The 13,793-nt window shown below is 60.2% G+C and carries 19 protein-coding genes; 15 read left to right on the top strand and 4 right to left on the bottom strand.

Features of this window, described 5'->3' with window-relative positions:
- Positions 1-6: 6 nt before the first annotated feature.
- The 4 genes from LC298_RS02905 to motA are packed head-to-tail and all read right to left on the bottom strand — an operon-like array spanning position 7 to position 3,354.
- Positions 7-1,023 carry a FliG C-terminal domain-containing protein gene (locus LC298_RS02905; protein WP_131564834.1) on the bottom strand — a complete coding sequence of 339 codons (1,017 nt, stop codon included), beginning with the start codon at positions 1,021-1,023 and terminating at the stop codon, positions 7-9.
- A gap of 36 nt (positions 1,024-1,059) precedes the next feature.
- A complete protein-coding gene (locus LC298_RS02900) occupies positions 1,060-1,542 on the bottom strand; it encodes a FliM/FliN family flagellar motor switch protein (RefSeq protein ID WP_131564836.1) in 483 nt (160 codons plus the stop codon).
- Positions 1,535-2,488 carry a FliM/FliN family flagellar motor switch protein gene (locus tag LC298_RS02895; protein ID WP_131564838.1) on the bottom strand — a complete coding sequence of 318 codons (954 nt, stop codon included), beginning with the start codon at positions 2,486-2,488 and terminating at the stop codon, positions 1,535-1,537. The genes LC298_RS02900 and LC298_RS02895 overlap by 8 nt, the downstream gene beginning before the upstream one ends.
- Positions 2,489-2,490: 2 nt before the next feature.
- Entirely contained in the window at positions 2,491-3,354 is an 864-nt protein-coding gene (motA, locus tag LC298_RS02890) for a flagellar motor stator protein MotA (protein WP_131564840.1), read from the bottom strand.
- Between the two features lie 96 nt (positions 3,355-3,450).
- On the opposite strand from motA, the gene LC298_RS02885 reads away from it, so the two are divergent.
- The 15 genes from LC298_RS02885 to LC298_RS02815 all read left to right on the top strand — a co-directional run.
- Positions 3,451-4,275, top strand: a complete 825-nt coding sequence (locus tag LC298_RS02885) for a DUF1217 domain-containing protein (RefSeq protein ID WP_223385508.1) — start codon at positions 3,451-3,453, stop codon at positions 4,273-4,275.
- 9 nt (positions 4,276-4,284) lie between these two features.
- Entirely contained in the window at positions 4,285-5,007 is a 723-nt protein-coding gene (gene flgF, locus LC298_RS02880) for a flagellar basal-body rod protein FlgF (protein WP_131564842.1), read from the top strand.
- 4 nt (positions 5,008-5,011) lie between these two features.
- On the top strand, positions 5,012-6,358 hold the full coding sequence (locus tag LC298_RS02875; RefSeq protein WP_131564844.1) for a FliI/YscN family ATPase: 1,347 nt from the start codon (positions 5,012-5,014) through the stop codon (positions 6,356-6,358).
- Entirely contained in the window at positions 6,330-6,872 is a 543-nt protein-coding gene (locus LC298_RS02870; protein ID WP_131564846.1) for a hypothetical protein, read from the top strand. The genes LC298_RS02875 and LC298_RS02870 overlap by 29 nt, the downstream gene beginning before the upstream one ends.
- A gap of 68 nt (positions 6,873-6,940) precedes the next feature.
- Entirely contained in the window at positions 6,941-7,318 is a 378-nt protein-coding gene (flgB, locus tag LC298_RS02865) for a flagellar basal body rod protein FlgB (protein WP_131564848.1), read from the top strand.
- Between the two features lie 2 nt (positions 7,319-7,320).
- Complete coding sequence (gene flgC / locus LC298_RS02860; RefSeq protein WP_131564850.1) at positions 7,321-7,737, top strand: flagellar basal body rod protein FlgC; 417 nt, start codon at positions 7,321-7,323, stop codon at positions 7,735-7,737.
- Positions 7,737-8,054 (top strand): flagellar hook-basal body complex protein FliE, encoded by a 318-nt coding sequence (gene fliE, locus LC298_RS02855; RefSeq protein ID WP_131564852.1) that lies wholly within the window; start codon positions 7,737-7,739, stop codon positions 8,052-8,054. Before flgC ends, fliE begins: the two co-directional genes overlap by 1 nt.
- 10 nt (positions 8,055-8,064) lie before the next feature.
- Positions 8,065-8,853 (top strand): flagellar basal-body rod protein FlgG, encoded by a 789-nt coding sequence (gene flgG / locus LC298_RS02850; protein ID WP_131564854.1) that lies wholly within the window; start codon positions 8,065-8,067, stop codon positions 8,851-8,853.
- A gap of 4 nt (positions 8,854-8,857) precedes the next feature.
- Complete coding sequence (gene flgA, locus LC298_RS02845; protein ID WP_131564856.1) at positions 8,858-9,328, top strand: flagellar basal body P-ring formation chaperone FlgA; 471 nt, start codon at positions 8,858-8,860, stop codon at positions 9,326-9,328.
- The gene (locus LC298_RS02840; RefSeq protein WP_131564858.1) at positions 9,325-10,425 is read left to right on the top strand and encodes a flagellar basal body P-ring protein FlgI; all 1,101 of its coding nucleotides are present in this window, start codon (positions 9,325-9,327) and stop codon (positions 10,423-10,425) included. Before flgA ends, LC298_RS02840 begins: the two co-directional genes overlap by 4 nt.
- Positions 10,422-10,958: a MotE family protein gene (locus LC298_RS02835; RefSeq protein WP_131564860.1), complete on the top strand. Its 537-nt coding sequence runs from the start codon at positions 10,422-10,424 to the stop codon at positions 10,956-10,958. Before LC298_RS02840 ends, LC298_RS02835 begins: the two co-directional genes overlap by 4 nt.
- A complete protein-coding gene (locus LC298_RS02830) occupies positions 10,958-11,659 on the top strand; it encodes a flagellar basal body L-ring protein FlgH (RefSeq protein ID WP_131565844.1) in 702 nt (233 codons plus the stop codon). The genes LC298_RS02835 and LC298_RS02830 overlap by 1 nt, the downstream gene beginning before the upstream one ends.
- Before the next feature lie 19 nt (positions 11,660-11,678).
- Positions 11,679-12,203 (top strand): flagellar basal body-associated FliL family protein, encoded by a 525-nt coding sequence (locus tag LC298_RS02825; RefSeq protein WP_131564862.1) that lies wholly within the window; start codon positions 11,679-11,681, stop codon positions 12,201-12,203.
- Entirely contained in the window at positions 12,200-12,940 is a 741-nt protein-coding gene (gene fliP, locus LC298_RS02820) for a flagellar type III secretion system pore protein FliP (RefSeq protein WP_199223166.1), read from the top strand. Before LC298_RS02825 ends, fliP begins: the two co-directional genes overlap by 4 nt.
- Positions 12,941-13,152: 212 nt before the next feature.
- Positions 13,153-13,793, top strand: a 641-nt coding sequence (locus LC298_RS02815) for a flagellin N-terminal helical domain-containing protein (RefSeq protein WP_487353243.1), incomplete at its 3' end; no start/stop codon positions are given.

Raw genomic sequence — 13,793 nt, 5'->3', positions numbered from 1 at the left:
GGCGGCCTATGCCGCTTCCGCCTCTTCCGTCGAATGGATTTCGATCTTGCCCTCGGCGGCCAGGCGCAAGGCGAGCGCGGAGATCGACTTGCGGGCCTGATCGACCTCTGCAGGATTGATCTTGCGCCCGTCGGCGAGTTCCGACTCGATCATTCTTCGCGACCGCTGCCCAATCGCGGAGAGAACCGCTTCGCTGACCTCCTCATCGACGCCGCGCAAGGCGGTGGTCAGCACTTCGGTCGACAAACCGTCGCACAGCACAGAGCGCGATTCTTTGGTGAGCGTGCCAATATCTTCGAAACGGAAAAGGCGGGATTTGACGCCTGCCACCTTCTTGTCCCCGACCACCGGCGACAACGCGTCGAGCAGATCGTCGGAGATATCCTTGTTCATCTCCATCAGGATCTCCGCCAGTCGCGTCTCTCCTTCCTTCGAGCCGGTGGAAGGGCCGGACAGCTTGAAGGCCTCGTCAAGCCTTTTTTCGATCGTCGCCATGACCGTGGCGGGAACCGGCTTCGAGGACAACAGTCGCGCCACGGTGCCCTTCCGCAGAGCGGGGTCGAGGCGCTGAATGATCGAGGCCGCCGTCTTGCTGTCGAGCCGCGAAAGGACAACGGCGCAGAGCTGGGGAGACTCGTTTCCAAAAAAAGCGACGAGATCGTCGGTGTCGACCTTGGCAGTAAGTTCCCAGACGGACTCCTTGACCTCGCGCTCGCTCTGGTCCGTTTTCGCGCCGGTCAGCGCGTACATCTCTTCGTCCGAAAGCGTCTCGCTGAGAATCTTGTTCATCGTCTCCGCGGAGTCGATAAGACCTGCGCCGACAGCGAACTCGGACTCGAATTCCTTGACCAGTTCTTCAAGATCCGGCTGCGGGATGTTCTTCAACGTGTGGGCGGCGTCAATCATCACCCTGAGTTCGTCGCTCTTGAAGAATTTCAATAGCTGTCCGGCACGCGACTTGCCCATCGCGACCAGCACGGCCGCTGCCCGTTGCGGCTTTGTCAGGGTGTATCGTTTAACCATGTCAGATAAATCGCATTTTTGCTGCTTCCCGCGGTCCTAGCTCTCGACCAACTCGGTAATCTTCACGCCGAGCCGGGATGGATCGTCGTCGAGCGTCTGGATTTCGCCGGAGGCTATCTTCATGCCGTTGACGCAGATTTCGACTGAGTCCCCTATCTTACGGTTCAGCGCGACCACCGAACCTGCTTCCATGCCGATGAGCTCGGAAACCGGCATCTCAGCCGATCCGATCACGACGTCCATTTGCACGGGCAACGACATGACGAGATTCTGCAACCCGGTATCCTTGCCATCGCCGATCCGGGCGGCCCCGGTTTCGTCCTGTTCCGTTTCACCCTCGAGCGGCCCCATTGCCTGATCCTTGCCGAGTACGTCCTGCAACTCGGCGATCGCATCATCCAGCGGGTCGGGAGATGCTTCGAGATCGGGAAGGTCGGTATCGCCACCCAGGCTCGGCAGTCCGCTGTCGTCGTCGGAGAGATCGAGATCGTCCAGTGGCGAAAGTTTCGGCTCACTCATCTTCGTCATCCTCATCTTCTGATTGTCCGGCGGGCATTCCCATTCCGCTGAGAACCTCGGTCATGACCCTGTGCGGCTGCCGAAGGCAGAGTGCGTAGTTGGCGCCCTGTCTGCCCAGGGTGCAGTTGTACAGCGGGCGACCTTTTACGTTGAGGCGGACATTTGCGTCGTCGTCACTGGGAAACGCTATGACATTGCCTGGCCGAAGGGCAGCTATCTCCGCCAGAGATTTGGGCTGCAGATTGATCGAACCTGTAACCTGGACGCTGACAGCCAGCGCCTTCTGGTTCCTCTTTGCGGGACTTTCGGGATGCGGCCTACGAATTCGGACCGGCTCCGCACGAGTCATGCGCAGCAATTGATGGTGTGTGACGGCCAAGGTAACCGGCTGCGATACCGCACCGAAATTGATCTGCATTTCAAAGGCGACAAGTGGCTCGGCGGTGTCCTCGTCGCGCAGTTCCTCTTTCGACAGGGCGATGCGAATCAGCGACGGGGCCTTGTCGGCCCCAAGCGTCGATTGAAGCGCGCGGCCCACGATGTCGGCGAACTGCCCGATGAGATCGCATTCCAGCCGGGTGGGCGCGCGGTCCTTTCCCGGCGCCGCCAACTCCGGATCTCCGCCCAGCATCATGTCGGCTATGACGCCCGCTGTGGGAAACGGTGCCACGACGAAAACGTCGGGACCGGAGGCACCCCCGATCAGCGCGCATGCGCAACCCTTCTTTCGTCCGTCGAACAAGGCGGCGGCTGCCAGCGGCTTGTGCTTTTCGATCACAAAGGTGGCTTCGAACCCGTCTTTCTTCAAAACTTCGCGCAAACGCTCCGGCAGGAAGGCGGTGATCGCGCTGATGGCGGGCTCGAGCCGGGCATCGTCGCCTTTCCGGCCAAGGATCAGGTCGAATAGTTCTCTTCGTTCCTTGGTGAGACCGTCGGGAGCGTTCATGGTCAGGCGGCTTTTGCTTCGCCCATGGCCTCATTCTCGACGTCGTCGAGCGAAGGACGGTCGTAATTGGAAATCGTCTTTCGGCCGAATTCGAGCGCGACCTGAGGCAGCGAGCCGTTCATGTAGGCGATAAGCGTCTGTTTGGCGACGAAATAGAGGCGCAGGTTCTTCTCGCGGATGATCTTGATCTTGGTGGCCAGCGGCTGGACGATCGCATAGGCTAGGAAGATACCAAGGAACGTTCCGACCAGCGCTGCACCGATCAGCCCGCCCAGAATTTCGGGGCTCTGGTCGATCGCGCCCATGGCCTTCACCACACCAAGCACGGCGGCCACGATACCGAGCGCCGGCAGTCCGTCGGCCATGCCCTGGAGACCGTGATACGATTTCAGCTTGTCGTGCCGGATCGTGCTGATTTCTTCCTCCATGAGCGCCTCGACCTCGTGGGGTCGTGCGTTGCCGACGATGATGAGTCGGCAATAGTCGCAGATGAAGTTCGTCAGGTCCTTGTTCTTCAGGATCAGCGGATAGTCCTGGAAGATCGGCGACTCCTGGGAATTGTCGATGTGGTTTTCGACTTCGTTGCGCGGTTTCGTCCTCAGTTCCTTGAGAAGCGCGTGAAGAAGCCCCAGCAGTTGAAGATATTCCGTACGCGTCGGAACGGCATTCTTGACCGCCTCCATGACCGCTTTTCCACTGTCCTTGACGACGGAGAGCGGATTGGCGACCAGAAAAATCCCGATGGCCGCACCGCCGATGATCACGAGCTCGAATGGCTGGTTCAGAACGCCGAGTTTCCCACCCATCGCCATGTAACCGCCGAGCACGCAACCAAAGGTTACGATCATTCCAATGATAACGCCCACAGAGAACTCCGTCCGTTTTGCGGCGAAGCTACCGGTCAAACCTTGCATGAGGCTGGCAGGGTGGCGGCGCAACCGCGCATACAGGCTCGCGCAAGCATGGCGCGTTACGAGCTAGACGATGAGAGTTACCGGTGCCTTGCGATGATCTCGACCCTGGCTTCATACAAATTGGCGACGAGCGATCTTTCGCGAACGATCCAACGTGTATCCGACCAGCCGACTGTCGCGCGCGAGGTCGCGTATTACGAAGAGAATATCTCGAAGGTCAAAACCATCGAGGAATTCATTGACGACACCCGGCTCTTCAATTTCGCCATGCAGGCGCACGGGCTCGGCGAGATGTCGTATGCCAAGGCCTTCATGAAGAAGGTTCTGGTAGAGGGCCGTGACGCAAGGGATTCCTTTGCCAATTCGCTTACCGACAAGCGTTATCTGGAATTTGCCGAAACGTTCGACTTCTACAGATATGGCGAAACCGCTACCACCTTCACCAAGGCGCGGCAGGGAACCGTCGAGAAATATCTTCGCCAGACACTCGAAGAACAGGCCGGCGACGAAAACGAAGGCGTACGTCTGGCCCTTTATTTCCAGCGCAAGGCACCGACGATTACGAGTTACTACGGAATTCTGGCGGACCCTGCGCTTGGCCAGGTTGTCCGGACTGCGATCGGATTGCCCGATTCAGTCGGGTCCATCGACATCGACAAGCAGGTCGAAATGATGAAGGACCGGATCGATCTCGAGGAATTCTCCGATCCGGCGGCGCTCGAGAAGTTTCTCGAACGCTTCACCACGCTCTGGGAGGTGAACAACGGATCCGCGACGGCTCAATCGTCCGGCATCGGTCTGTTGTACAACCAAGGAGCAACGTTCGGCATCAGTCAGGACCTCATGTTGCAGATCCAGCAGTTGAAACGATAGGCGGCCCGGATGCAGGACGCATTATATGTCAGCCTTTCGGCGCAGGTCTCTCGCGAACGTCGCCTCACCACGATCGCCGAAAACATTGCCAACAGCCAGACGGTGGGATTTCGGGCAACTCAGATCCGGTTTGAAGAACTGGTCAGCGACGCGACCGGCATTGACGTTTCCCACTCTTCCCAAGGCGTCGAATATGCTGACGACAGGTCGGGCGGGCTTGAACAGACCGGCAATCCGCTGGACTTTGCCGTGCGCGGAGATGCGTGGTTCGGCGTCGACACGCCGGCGGGAACGGTCATGACGCGCGATGGTCGCTTCAATATGACCGAGGTAGGCGATCTGGTAACCCTGTCGGGTTATCCGGTTCTGGACGCTGGCGGCGCGCCGATCGTGCTCGATCCGCGAGGCGGGGTTCCGGAAGTGAGCGGAGACGGGTTTATTCGCCAGGGTGGTGGCCAGGTCGCGGCAATCGGTCTCTTTGCCTTCGAACCGCCTCCCGGCTTCCAGCGATATGGCGATTCGGGCATCCTCGCCGGTGGCGATCCCGAGCCCATCGTCGATACGTCGGACGTCGGTGTCGTTCAGGGTTATGTCGAAAACTCCAATGTCGATCCGCTGCGTGAGATCACGGATCTGATCATGGTCCAGCGAGCATTCGAGCAGTCGGCGAAACTGATGCAGACGTCGGAGGATTCGATAGAGAATCTGATCCGCGCGATGAGCAGCAGCTAACGGCATGAATGCCTTGGCGCGAATGCGGCGCGCGATCGACGCGGCTGGAATCGAACGCGACCCCATACTGCGGGGCGGCACCGTCGTAGCGATACATCCCAATGTCGTCATCGCAAAAGGCCTTTCCGACCATGCGGCCCTCGGCGATTTCGTATCGCTTGGCGAGGGTGAAGGCAGAGGGCGGGGAGAGGTCGTTCAGATCGAACCGGACCGTATTCTGGTCGCGCCTTGCGAAGGTGGCCGTCCGCTTTCCATCAACGATGCCGTGATCCATCGGGGGAGCGGGCGGGCCCGGCCGGACGAGCGCTGGCTTGGCCGCGTGGTCAACGCAATCGGTGAGCCGGTCGACGGCAAGGGGCCGCTGGCCGTGCCGACGGAACCGCCCGTCGCCGCAATAAAACGCCCGGCGATGATGCGCGCGCGAATCGACGAGCCGTTCAGAACCGGCGTTCGCGTGATAGACATCTTCACTCCGCTTTGCATTGGTCAGCGCTTCGGTGTCTTTGCGGGTTCGGGGGTCGGCAAGTCTACGCTTCTCGCGATGCTTGCCCGCGCCGAAGCGTTTGACGCCGTGGTTGTCTCGCTGGTCGGCGAACGGACGCGGGAGGTTCGCGAATTTCTCGAGGATACACTCGGTCCGGAAGGAATGAAGAAGTCGGTGGCCGTGGTTGCCACCAGTGATGAGAGCGCCACGATGCGCCGGCGGGCGCCTGTGTGCGCGATGGAAGTCGCTGAATGGTTTCGTGACCGCGGCAAGAGGGTGCTCCTCCTCCTGGACTCGGTTACGCGCTATGCGCACGCGCTTCGTGAGGTCGCAATTTCGGTCGGCGAGCCGCCCGTGGCGCGCGGCTACCCCGCCTCCGTCTTCACCGACCTGCCGCGCCTTCTCGAGCGTGCCGGTCCCGGCGGACCGGATTGCGGTTCGATCACGGCGATAGTCACCGTTCTCGTGGATGGCGACGACCACAATGACCCGGTCGCCGACACCCTGCGGGGGATTCTCGACGGGCACCTCGTGCTTCAGAGGTCGATTGCCAACAGAGGTCGGTTCCCGGCGGTCGATCCGCTTGGCTCTGTATCGAGGCTTGCCGCCCGGGCGTGGACAGAAGAGCAGTCCTTGCTGGTCTCCCAGCTGCGCTCGATGATCGCCCTGTTCGAGGAGACCCGCGATCTGCGCATGATGAGCGGCTGGCAGCAGGGCACGAACCCGGAACTCGATCAGGCCGTCATGGCTGTCCCGCGAATTTACGAGGCGCTCTCCCAGACCCGCGCCGATCCACCCCAAAGCGATCCATTCACGCAACTTGCGGACCATCTGAGACATGACAAAGAGAAAAGCCAGCCTCATTAACCGTCGCGGCTATTTTCGTGACATGAAACCTGTCGACTATGTGTTGAGCGTGGTTGGTCTGCTGATCGGAACCGCTGCGGCACTGTTCCCGTGGCATGTCTATTTCAATCCCGAGTCCTATGGTCCGCCGGAAATGGCCTTCTCGCGTGGCGGCGTTGTCCCGCCGGACGAGGACGCCGTGCCTTCATCGGGCACGCCGCTTTTCGAGTTTGAAACCGGCCGGTTCGTACGGGCGGATACCCCTCCGGCAAGCGTAGACAGGCTCACAACCGGCAAGGTCGACCCGAACGCAGGGGCTTCCGGCGATCCCGACCAGCCGTTTCCCGGCAACGGTCGCGCGTTCACGCTCTTTGCGGTCCATGACGGCCGCGCGCTCGTCGGGGACATGGACGGTGTCTATCTGGTCTCCCGCAAGTCGAGGCTTCCCGATGGCACGACTCTCGAGGCAATCGAGCGGGACGGGAAGGGCTGGCATATCGTTACGTCCGACAAGCGCCTGATACGCGTCCGCTGAGGCTGGCTCTCCCACAAGGCACACGCAAGAAACGGCCGATAGTCTTTCCCCCACTGAAGGGATAGGACATGGAAGCCGTCAATCTTTTCCAATTGGCCACGACTCAAGCGAAATGGCTTTCGCTCCGTCAGACCACGGTTGCGAACAACATCGCCAATGCACATGCGCCGGCATATCGCCCGATGGATGTCGAGCCCTTTGAAGCAATTGTCGCGAACCGGTCGGTCAGCATCGGTGCGACCGCCGCGTCGCATTTTGGAACGCAGCCCGGCGAGCCGTCCATGCGGATAGTCGACACGGGCGGCCCGGATGTCTCGGCGAGTGGAAATCGCGTTTCGATGGAACAGGAACTCGTCAAGTCGAGCGAGATTCGGCACGCGTTCGAGATCAACACCGCGATCGTATCGTCGTTTCACCGCATGATCCTTATGACAGCGAAGCCATAACGATGGATTTTCTCGATACAGCGATCAAGGTGGCCGCATCGGGACTCAACGCGGAAACGACGCGGCTCCGCGTGGTTTCCGAAAACATCGCGAACGCGCAGTCCACGGCGAAAATTCCCGGCGGGGACCCGTTCCAGCGAAAGCTTGTCACCTTCGGTTCTGAACTCGACCGCGCCAGCAATGCTGCAAAGGTAAGCGTCAACTCGGTTCGAACCGACAACACGGCCTTCCCGACAAAACACGATCCGGCACATCCTGCCGCCGATGAGAACGGGTTCGTGAAGATGCCAAACGTGAACGTGCTCATCGAGATGGCGGACATGCGCGAGGCCAACCGTTCCTACCAGGCGAACCTCCAGGTGCTGAAGCAGGCGCGCGACCTGATCAGCATGACAATCGACTTGATGAGGACGCGCTAATGGCCCTCGATATTGCCCTGTCCAGCATTCCCCCGCTCGAAAGCTCGGATTTCGGCAGTGCCGGGCGCTCGGCCGCCGTCGCGCCGACGCCGGACGGAGCAGCGGGTTTCGCGGAAGCCCTGAAGGGAATGGCGGAAAACGCGGTGACGAACGTGAAGGGTGCCGAGCAGCTTTCCCTGAAGGCGCTCAGTGGCGAAGCGGATATCCGCGAGGTCACCGATGCGGTGATGAGCGCCGAACAGAGTCTTCAGGCGGCGATCGCCATCCGCGACAAGATCGTGACCGCATTCCTCGAAGTCAGCCGGATGCAGATTTAAGGAGATATCCATGAAGGCGTTGTCGATTGCCGCAACCGGCATGAGCGCTCAGCAGACGAATCTCGAGGTCATCGCGAACAATATCGCGAATGTGAACACCACCGGGTTCAAGCGCGCACGCGCGGAATTTTCCGACCTTCTGTACCAGGTTGAAAGGCTGGCGGGGACACCCAACCGCGCCAACCAGAACATCATACCCGAGGGTGCGAACGTCGGATTGGGCGTGCGGACGGCCGCCATTCGCAACGTGCATATTCAGGGCGCCCTGACCAGCACGGGCAACCGGTTCGACCTGGCCCTGACCGGACAGGGCTGGTTCCAGATCGAAGGGGCTGCGAACGAGCCCGTCTATACGCGCGCCGGCGCTTTCAACACCAATGCCCTCGGGCAGATGGTCACCGTGGACGGCTTCCTCGTCACGCCCAACATCACTGTTCCGGAGGGTGCTGTCGAGGTGATCGTCAACCAGACCGGCCAGGTCTTCGCGCGTCTGGAAGACCAGATCGAGCTTCAGGAACTGGGTCAGTTGACCCTTGCGACATTTGCCAACGATGCCGGGTTGAAGCCGCTCGGCAACAACCTTTTTGCGGAGACCGAAGCTTCCGGCGCGGCGATCAACGGCGTTCCCGGAGATCCCGGCTTCGCGACCATTCAACAGGGCTACCTAGAGGCTTCCAATGTCGATCCCGTAAAGGAGATCACCGAGCTTATATCCGCGCAGCGCGGATACGAAATGAACTCCAAGGTCATTCAGGCGGCTGACCAGATGGCGTCGGTCGTTTCGACCGGATTGCGGTAACGCCATGATGAAGTGGGCTCGCATTGCCGGAATGTGCATTCCGGCCTTCTGGCTTTGGGCCCAGGCGGTGTCGGCATCGGAGGACCCGAACGTCGTGCTCACCGTCAGCCGGGTGATTTATCCTGGTCAGGTCGTGGCCGCAGACGCAATCGTCGAAACCCGGTTGCGCAAGCCGCTCCGCAACGATCTGGAGGTCGTCCGCGACGCCGGGGAGATCGTTGGCAAGATCGCCCAGCGCACCATTCTGCCGAAGCGCCTGATCCCGCCGGATGCCGTCCGCGAGGTTTATGCCGTAGAGGCGGGCGAGCCGGCTACCGTCTACTACCGCCAAGGCGGCCTGGTGATCGCCATGGACGCGGTTGCACTCTCCTCCGCCGGATACGGGGACCCGATCCGCCTTCGCAACACCATCAGCGGACGGACCATTACCGGCACCGTCACGGCTGACGGAACGGTGGTCGTGGAGGCGAGATGAAGCTCCTCGGTCCGCTCGTTCTCGCGCTGGCGGTCATTGCTCAGCCGGCCTTCGCCCAGTCGCGGGTTAAGGACATAGCCGTCCTCCAGAGCGCACGCGACAACCAGCTAGTCGGGTACGGTCTTGTCGTCGGCTTGCAGGGAAGCGGCGACAGCCTGCGCAACGCGCCGTTCACCGAGCAGTCCATGCGCTCGATGCTGGACAATCTGGGAATCGCCACGACGGAAGGCCGCGCCCGTCTGAAGAACATCGCCGCCGTGATTGTAACGGCCAATCTTCCTCCCTTTGTACGGCATGGCTCACGCATAGACGTGAACGTGTCCTCGCTCGGTGACGCGTCTTCATTGCGCGGCGGCCAACTGGTCATGACGCCCCTTCGCGCTGCGAACGGAGAGATTTACGCTGTCGCACAGGGGCCGGTGTCGATCTCGGGCTTTGAGGCCGCGGGAGCCGCAGAGACCGTGTCACGCGGTACGCCAACGGCCGGACGTATCGCCGGCGGCGCCATCGTCGAGCGTGAAGTTGAAGCAGATTTCAAGGACGAACAGGTCCTGACCCTGCAGTTGCGTAATCCGGATTTCTCGACCGCAATCTCCGTGACGGATGCGATCAATGCTTACGGCTCCAGCCAGTACGGCATTTCTCCCGCGCGGGAAATCGATTCGCGGACCATCGCGATCACCAAGCCTAAGGGAGTTTCTGCCGCGCGGTTTGTGGCGAGCATCGAGAATCTTCCGGTAATGACGGACACGCCCGCGCGCGTGGTCCTCGACGAAAGCACCGGTACGGTTGTGATCGGACAGGATGTCCGCATCTCGAAGGTGGCCATCAGTCATGGGACGCTTACCGTCCGGGTCACCGAGACGCCGACCGTGGTCCAGCCGCTTCCGTTCTCGCGCGGGGAAACTGCAGTGGAGTCAAATACGCAGGTCGACGTAGCGGAGGTCGGCACCCAGCTCGGCACCGTCGACGGGACGGATCTGCACACCGTTGTTGAGGGTCTCAACCGCCTCGGTGTCGGGCCGGCTGACATCATCTCGATACTGCAGGCCGTAAAGAATGCCGGCGCGATGCAGGCCGAACTGGTGATGCAATGACGTTGCCGAGCCGAACAGGAAGCGGGGCGGGGGGTCTCGCCGTGGTCATCGGCGTCCTTGCCATTCTTTCCGTGGATGTGCGGGCCCAGGCAACCCTGCCTTCGCTTCTGGACCAGCCGCCTCCCGCCGCCGACAGCGATGATATCCGTCGTTTCTGCTCCAATATTGCCGATGCCGCTCGCGAACGCCGATACGCGATCCAGAAGGAGGAGTTGGAGAAACTGCGTGGCGAGGTCGAGGCAAAGATCGCGATCCTCGAGCAAAAACGCGCGGAGCTGCAGGAATGGGCCGAGAAACGGGACAATTTCTCGAAGATCGCGAATGAAGGTCTTGTCGAGGTTTATTCGAAGATGAGGCCCGATGCCGCCGCACAGCGCATGGAAAAACTGCCCGGTGAGTTGACCGCCGCTCTCCTTACCAAATTGAGCGCGCGGGCCGCCGGAACGATCCTGAACGAGATGTCGGCGGAACAGGCCGCCGTGGTGACAGTCATCATGTCGGCGTTGGGCGACACCACCGGGAGTGTGCAATGATGCGCCGTGCCGCATTTTTGATCATGATCATCAGCGGTTTGGCCGGATGTGTTTCTCCGCGCCAGATCGGACGTGAACCTGCCTTGTCGCCGGTCGGGGCCGACCTTGCCCCGGAGCAGCTGGCTGTGCAGCCGAGCCTGTATCCGAATCGCCCGGCCGTCCATAAATATTCGACCTGGAACGATGGTGCGGCGAACCTGTTCACCGCGCACCGCGCGGTGGGCCGGGGCGACATTGTTACCGTCAATATCGAGATCAATGACCGGGCAAAGGTCGATAACAAGACCGACCGATCTCGGATTGCCAACAAGTCGCTCGGACTTGGCGGTTCCTTCAGTTCCGGTGAGGCCTCGGGAGACTTTACCGCATCGGGAAATTTCGGTTCGACGACCGACTTCGCGGGGTCCGGGGGCACCGCGCGCGCGGAAACAATCGATCTTGCGATTGCCGCGGTGGTGGTGGAGGAGCTTGCGAATGGAAACCTGCTCATCCGGGGAACGCAGGAGGTGCGTGTGAACGCGGAACTGCGCGTCCTGACAATCACCGGCATCGTCCGCCCGTATGACATAGGGCCCCACAACACGATCCCCTATGACCGGATTGCCGAGGCCCGTATTTCCTATGGCGGCACGGGCCGTCTCACCGAAGTCCAGCAACCACCATACGGGCAGCAGGCGCTTGATCTGTACCTGCCGTTTTGACCGGCGATGATTCGAGCACATGGTTGACCTGATCGAGCATACTCCGGAAGAGAAGAAGAAGGAGCCCTCTGCCCTCGTCCTCATCGTGACGCTTGTCGTGATCAGCCTGGTCGGCGCCGGAGCGGGCTTTGGGATGAGTTCGATGCTGCTCGATCCGGTCGGGCTCTCTGTTTCCGACCCTGCTCCTGAGAAGGGCAAGTCGGCTGGGGCCGAGGGGGACGGAAACGTGCAGGAAGCCGATGAGACGCCGCAGCAGCCCGCGATCGAAGTCGTCGATATTCCGACAATCACGACCAACCTGGCCGATCCGGACGATGCCTGGATCCGAATGGAACTTGCTCTTGTATTCGAGGGCAAGGCCGACCGCGTGATGGCCGATGAAATACATCAGGATATCCTTGCCTATGTCAGGACCCTGCGGCTTTACAATCTGCGGGGCGGGAGCGGTTACCAGCATCTGATGGACGATCTGCAGGAGCGGGCGGCGATCAGGAGCAAGGGTCATGTCCGACGCGTGTTGGTCCGGGCGCTGATTCTCGAATGAGAAAACTCACTCCGCTCGTCGTCATCGGGATGTTTTTCCTGACCCTTCCAGCTGTAGCCCAGGGCCAGCAGGGGCTGGGCTTCCCCGATGGCTTCAGTGGCCAGACCAGCGGACTGATTATACAGCTGTTCGGGCTTTTGACGGTCTTGGCCGTCGCGCCGGGCCTTCTTATAATGGTGACGAGCTTTACCCGCTTCGTCATTGTCTTTTCAATATTGCGTGCCGGAATTGGACTCCAGACGACGCCTGCCAACCTGGTGCTGGTCAGCCTGGCCCTCTTCATGACGTTTTATGTGATGTCGCCGGTTTTCGATCGTGCCTGGCGCGACGGCGTCCAGCCTCTGCTCAGTCAGGAAATAGATGAATCGCAAGCATTCACGCGCATCACACAACCGTTTCGGGAGTTCATGCTGGAGAATGTTCGCGAACAGGATTTGGAACTTTTCGCAGATCTTGCCCGCGAACGGGGCCAAGACGTAGTCACCGATGAAACAATCGATATCAGGATCGTCGTTCCCGCTTTCATGATCTCGGAAATCAGGCGCGGGTTTGAGATTGGCTTCCTCGTTGTCTTGCCGCTTCTCGTCATAGATCTTGTCGTGGCCACGATCGTCATGGCCATGGGCATGATGATGCTCCCGCCATCTGTTGTGTCGCTTCCGTTCAAGATTCTATTCTTTGTGATGATTGATGGATGGAATGTTCTTGTTGGAAGTATGGTACGTTCAGTGTCTTGATTACCGGACGATTAACCCACCGTAAACCAAGTTTAACATCCAGAAATACGGTTTAAAATTCGTAAAATTTTCCAGCAATTCTTTTTTAATGTTTTGCGGGCAGGTTGGCCGTGATGACAGCGGCTATCTTATTGATAGGGGCATGATGCCCGGCCCCTGTACCGGCTGATCCGGAATGTCCCTCCATTGTACGAGTTTGGGAAGGGGACACTATGTCCAGTATCAATACCAACGTATCTGCCATGACGGCGCTCAAGTCGCTTGCCATGACAAACAAGTCGCTCGAGACGACGCAGGCCCGTATCTCGACCGGCCTTGCAGTCAACACCGCCAGCGACAATGCAGCCTACTGGTCGATCGCGACGACCATGCGCTCCGACAACAAGGCCCTCGGCACGGTCCAGGACGCTCTCGGCCTCGGCGCCGCGACGGTCGATGTCGCGTACACCGCCATGGACGCGACCAAGGAAGTCCTAGACGACATCAAAACGAAGCTCGTGGCGGCCAAGCAGCCAGGTGTTGACCGGTCGAAGATTCAGTCCGAGATCACGCAGCTTCAGGAGCAGCTCCAAGGCATTTCATCAGCAGCGACATTCTCTGGCTCGAACTGGTTGTCAGTCGATTCCAGCGCGGCCAGCTACAGCGCCTCTGCATCGATCGTGTCTTCCTTTACCCGTGATTCAGCGGGCGCAATCTCAATTGGCACCGTCGATGTCGCAATTTCGGGTATAGCCCTCTTCGATGCTTCCGCGACGGGCAAGGGCCTTCTCGATGGTGGCACCTCTGGCACAAGCACCTCGGCGGCCTTTACCTGGACACAGGGTAGTTTTGCAAACGGCGATACACTGACTCT

Source organism: Oricola cellulosilytica (assembly GCF_019966575.1).
Classification (GTDB): Bacteria; Pseudomonadota; Alphaproteobacteria; order Rhizobiales; family Rhizobiaceae; genus Oricola; species Oricola cellulosilytica.
The sequence above is the reverse complement of the archived record's forward strand: the minus strand, read 5'-3'. Positions and strand labels throughout refer to the sequence as shown.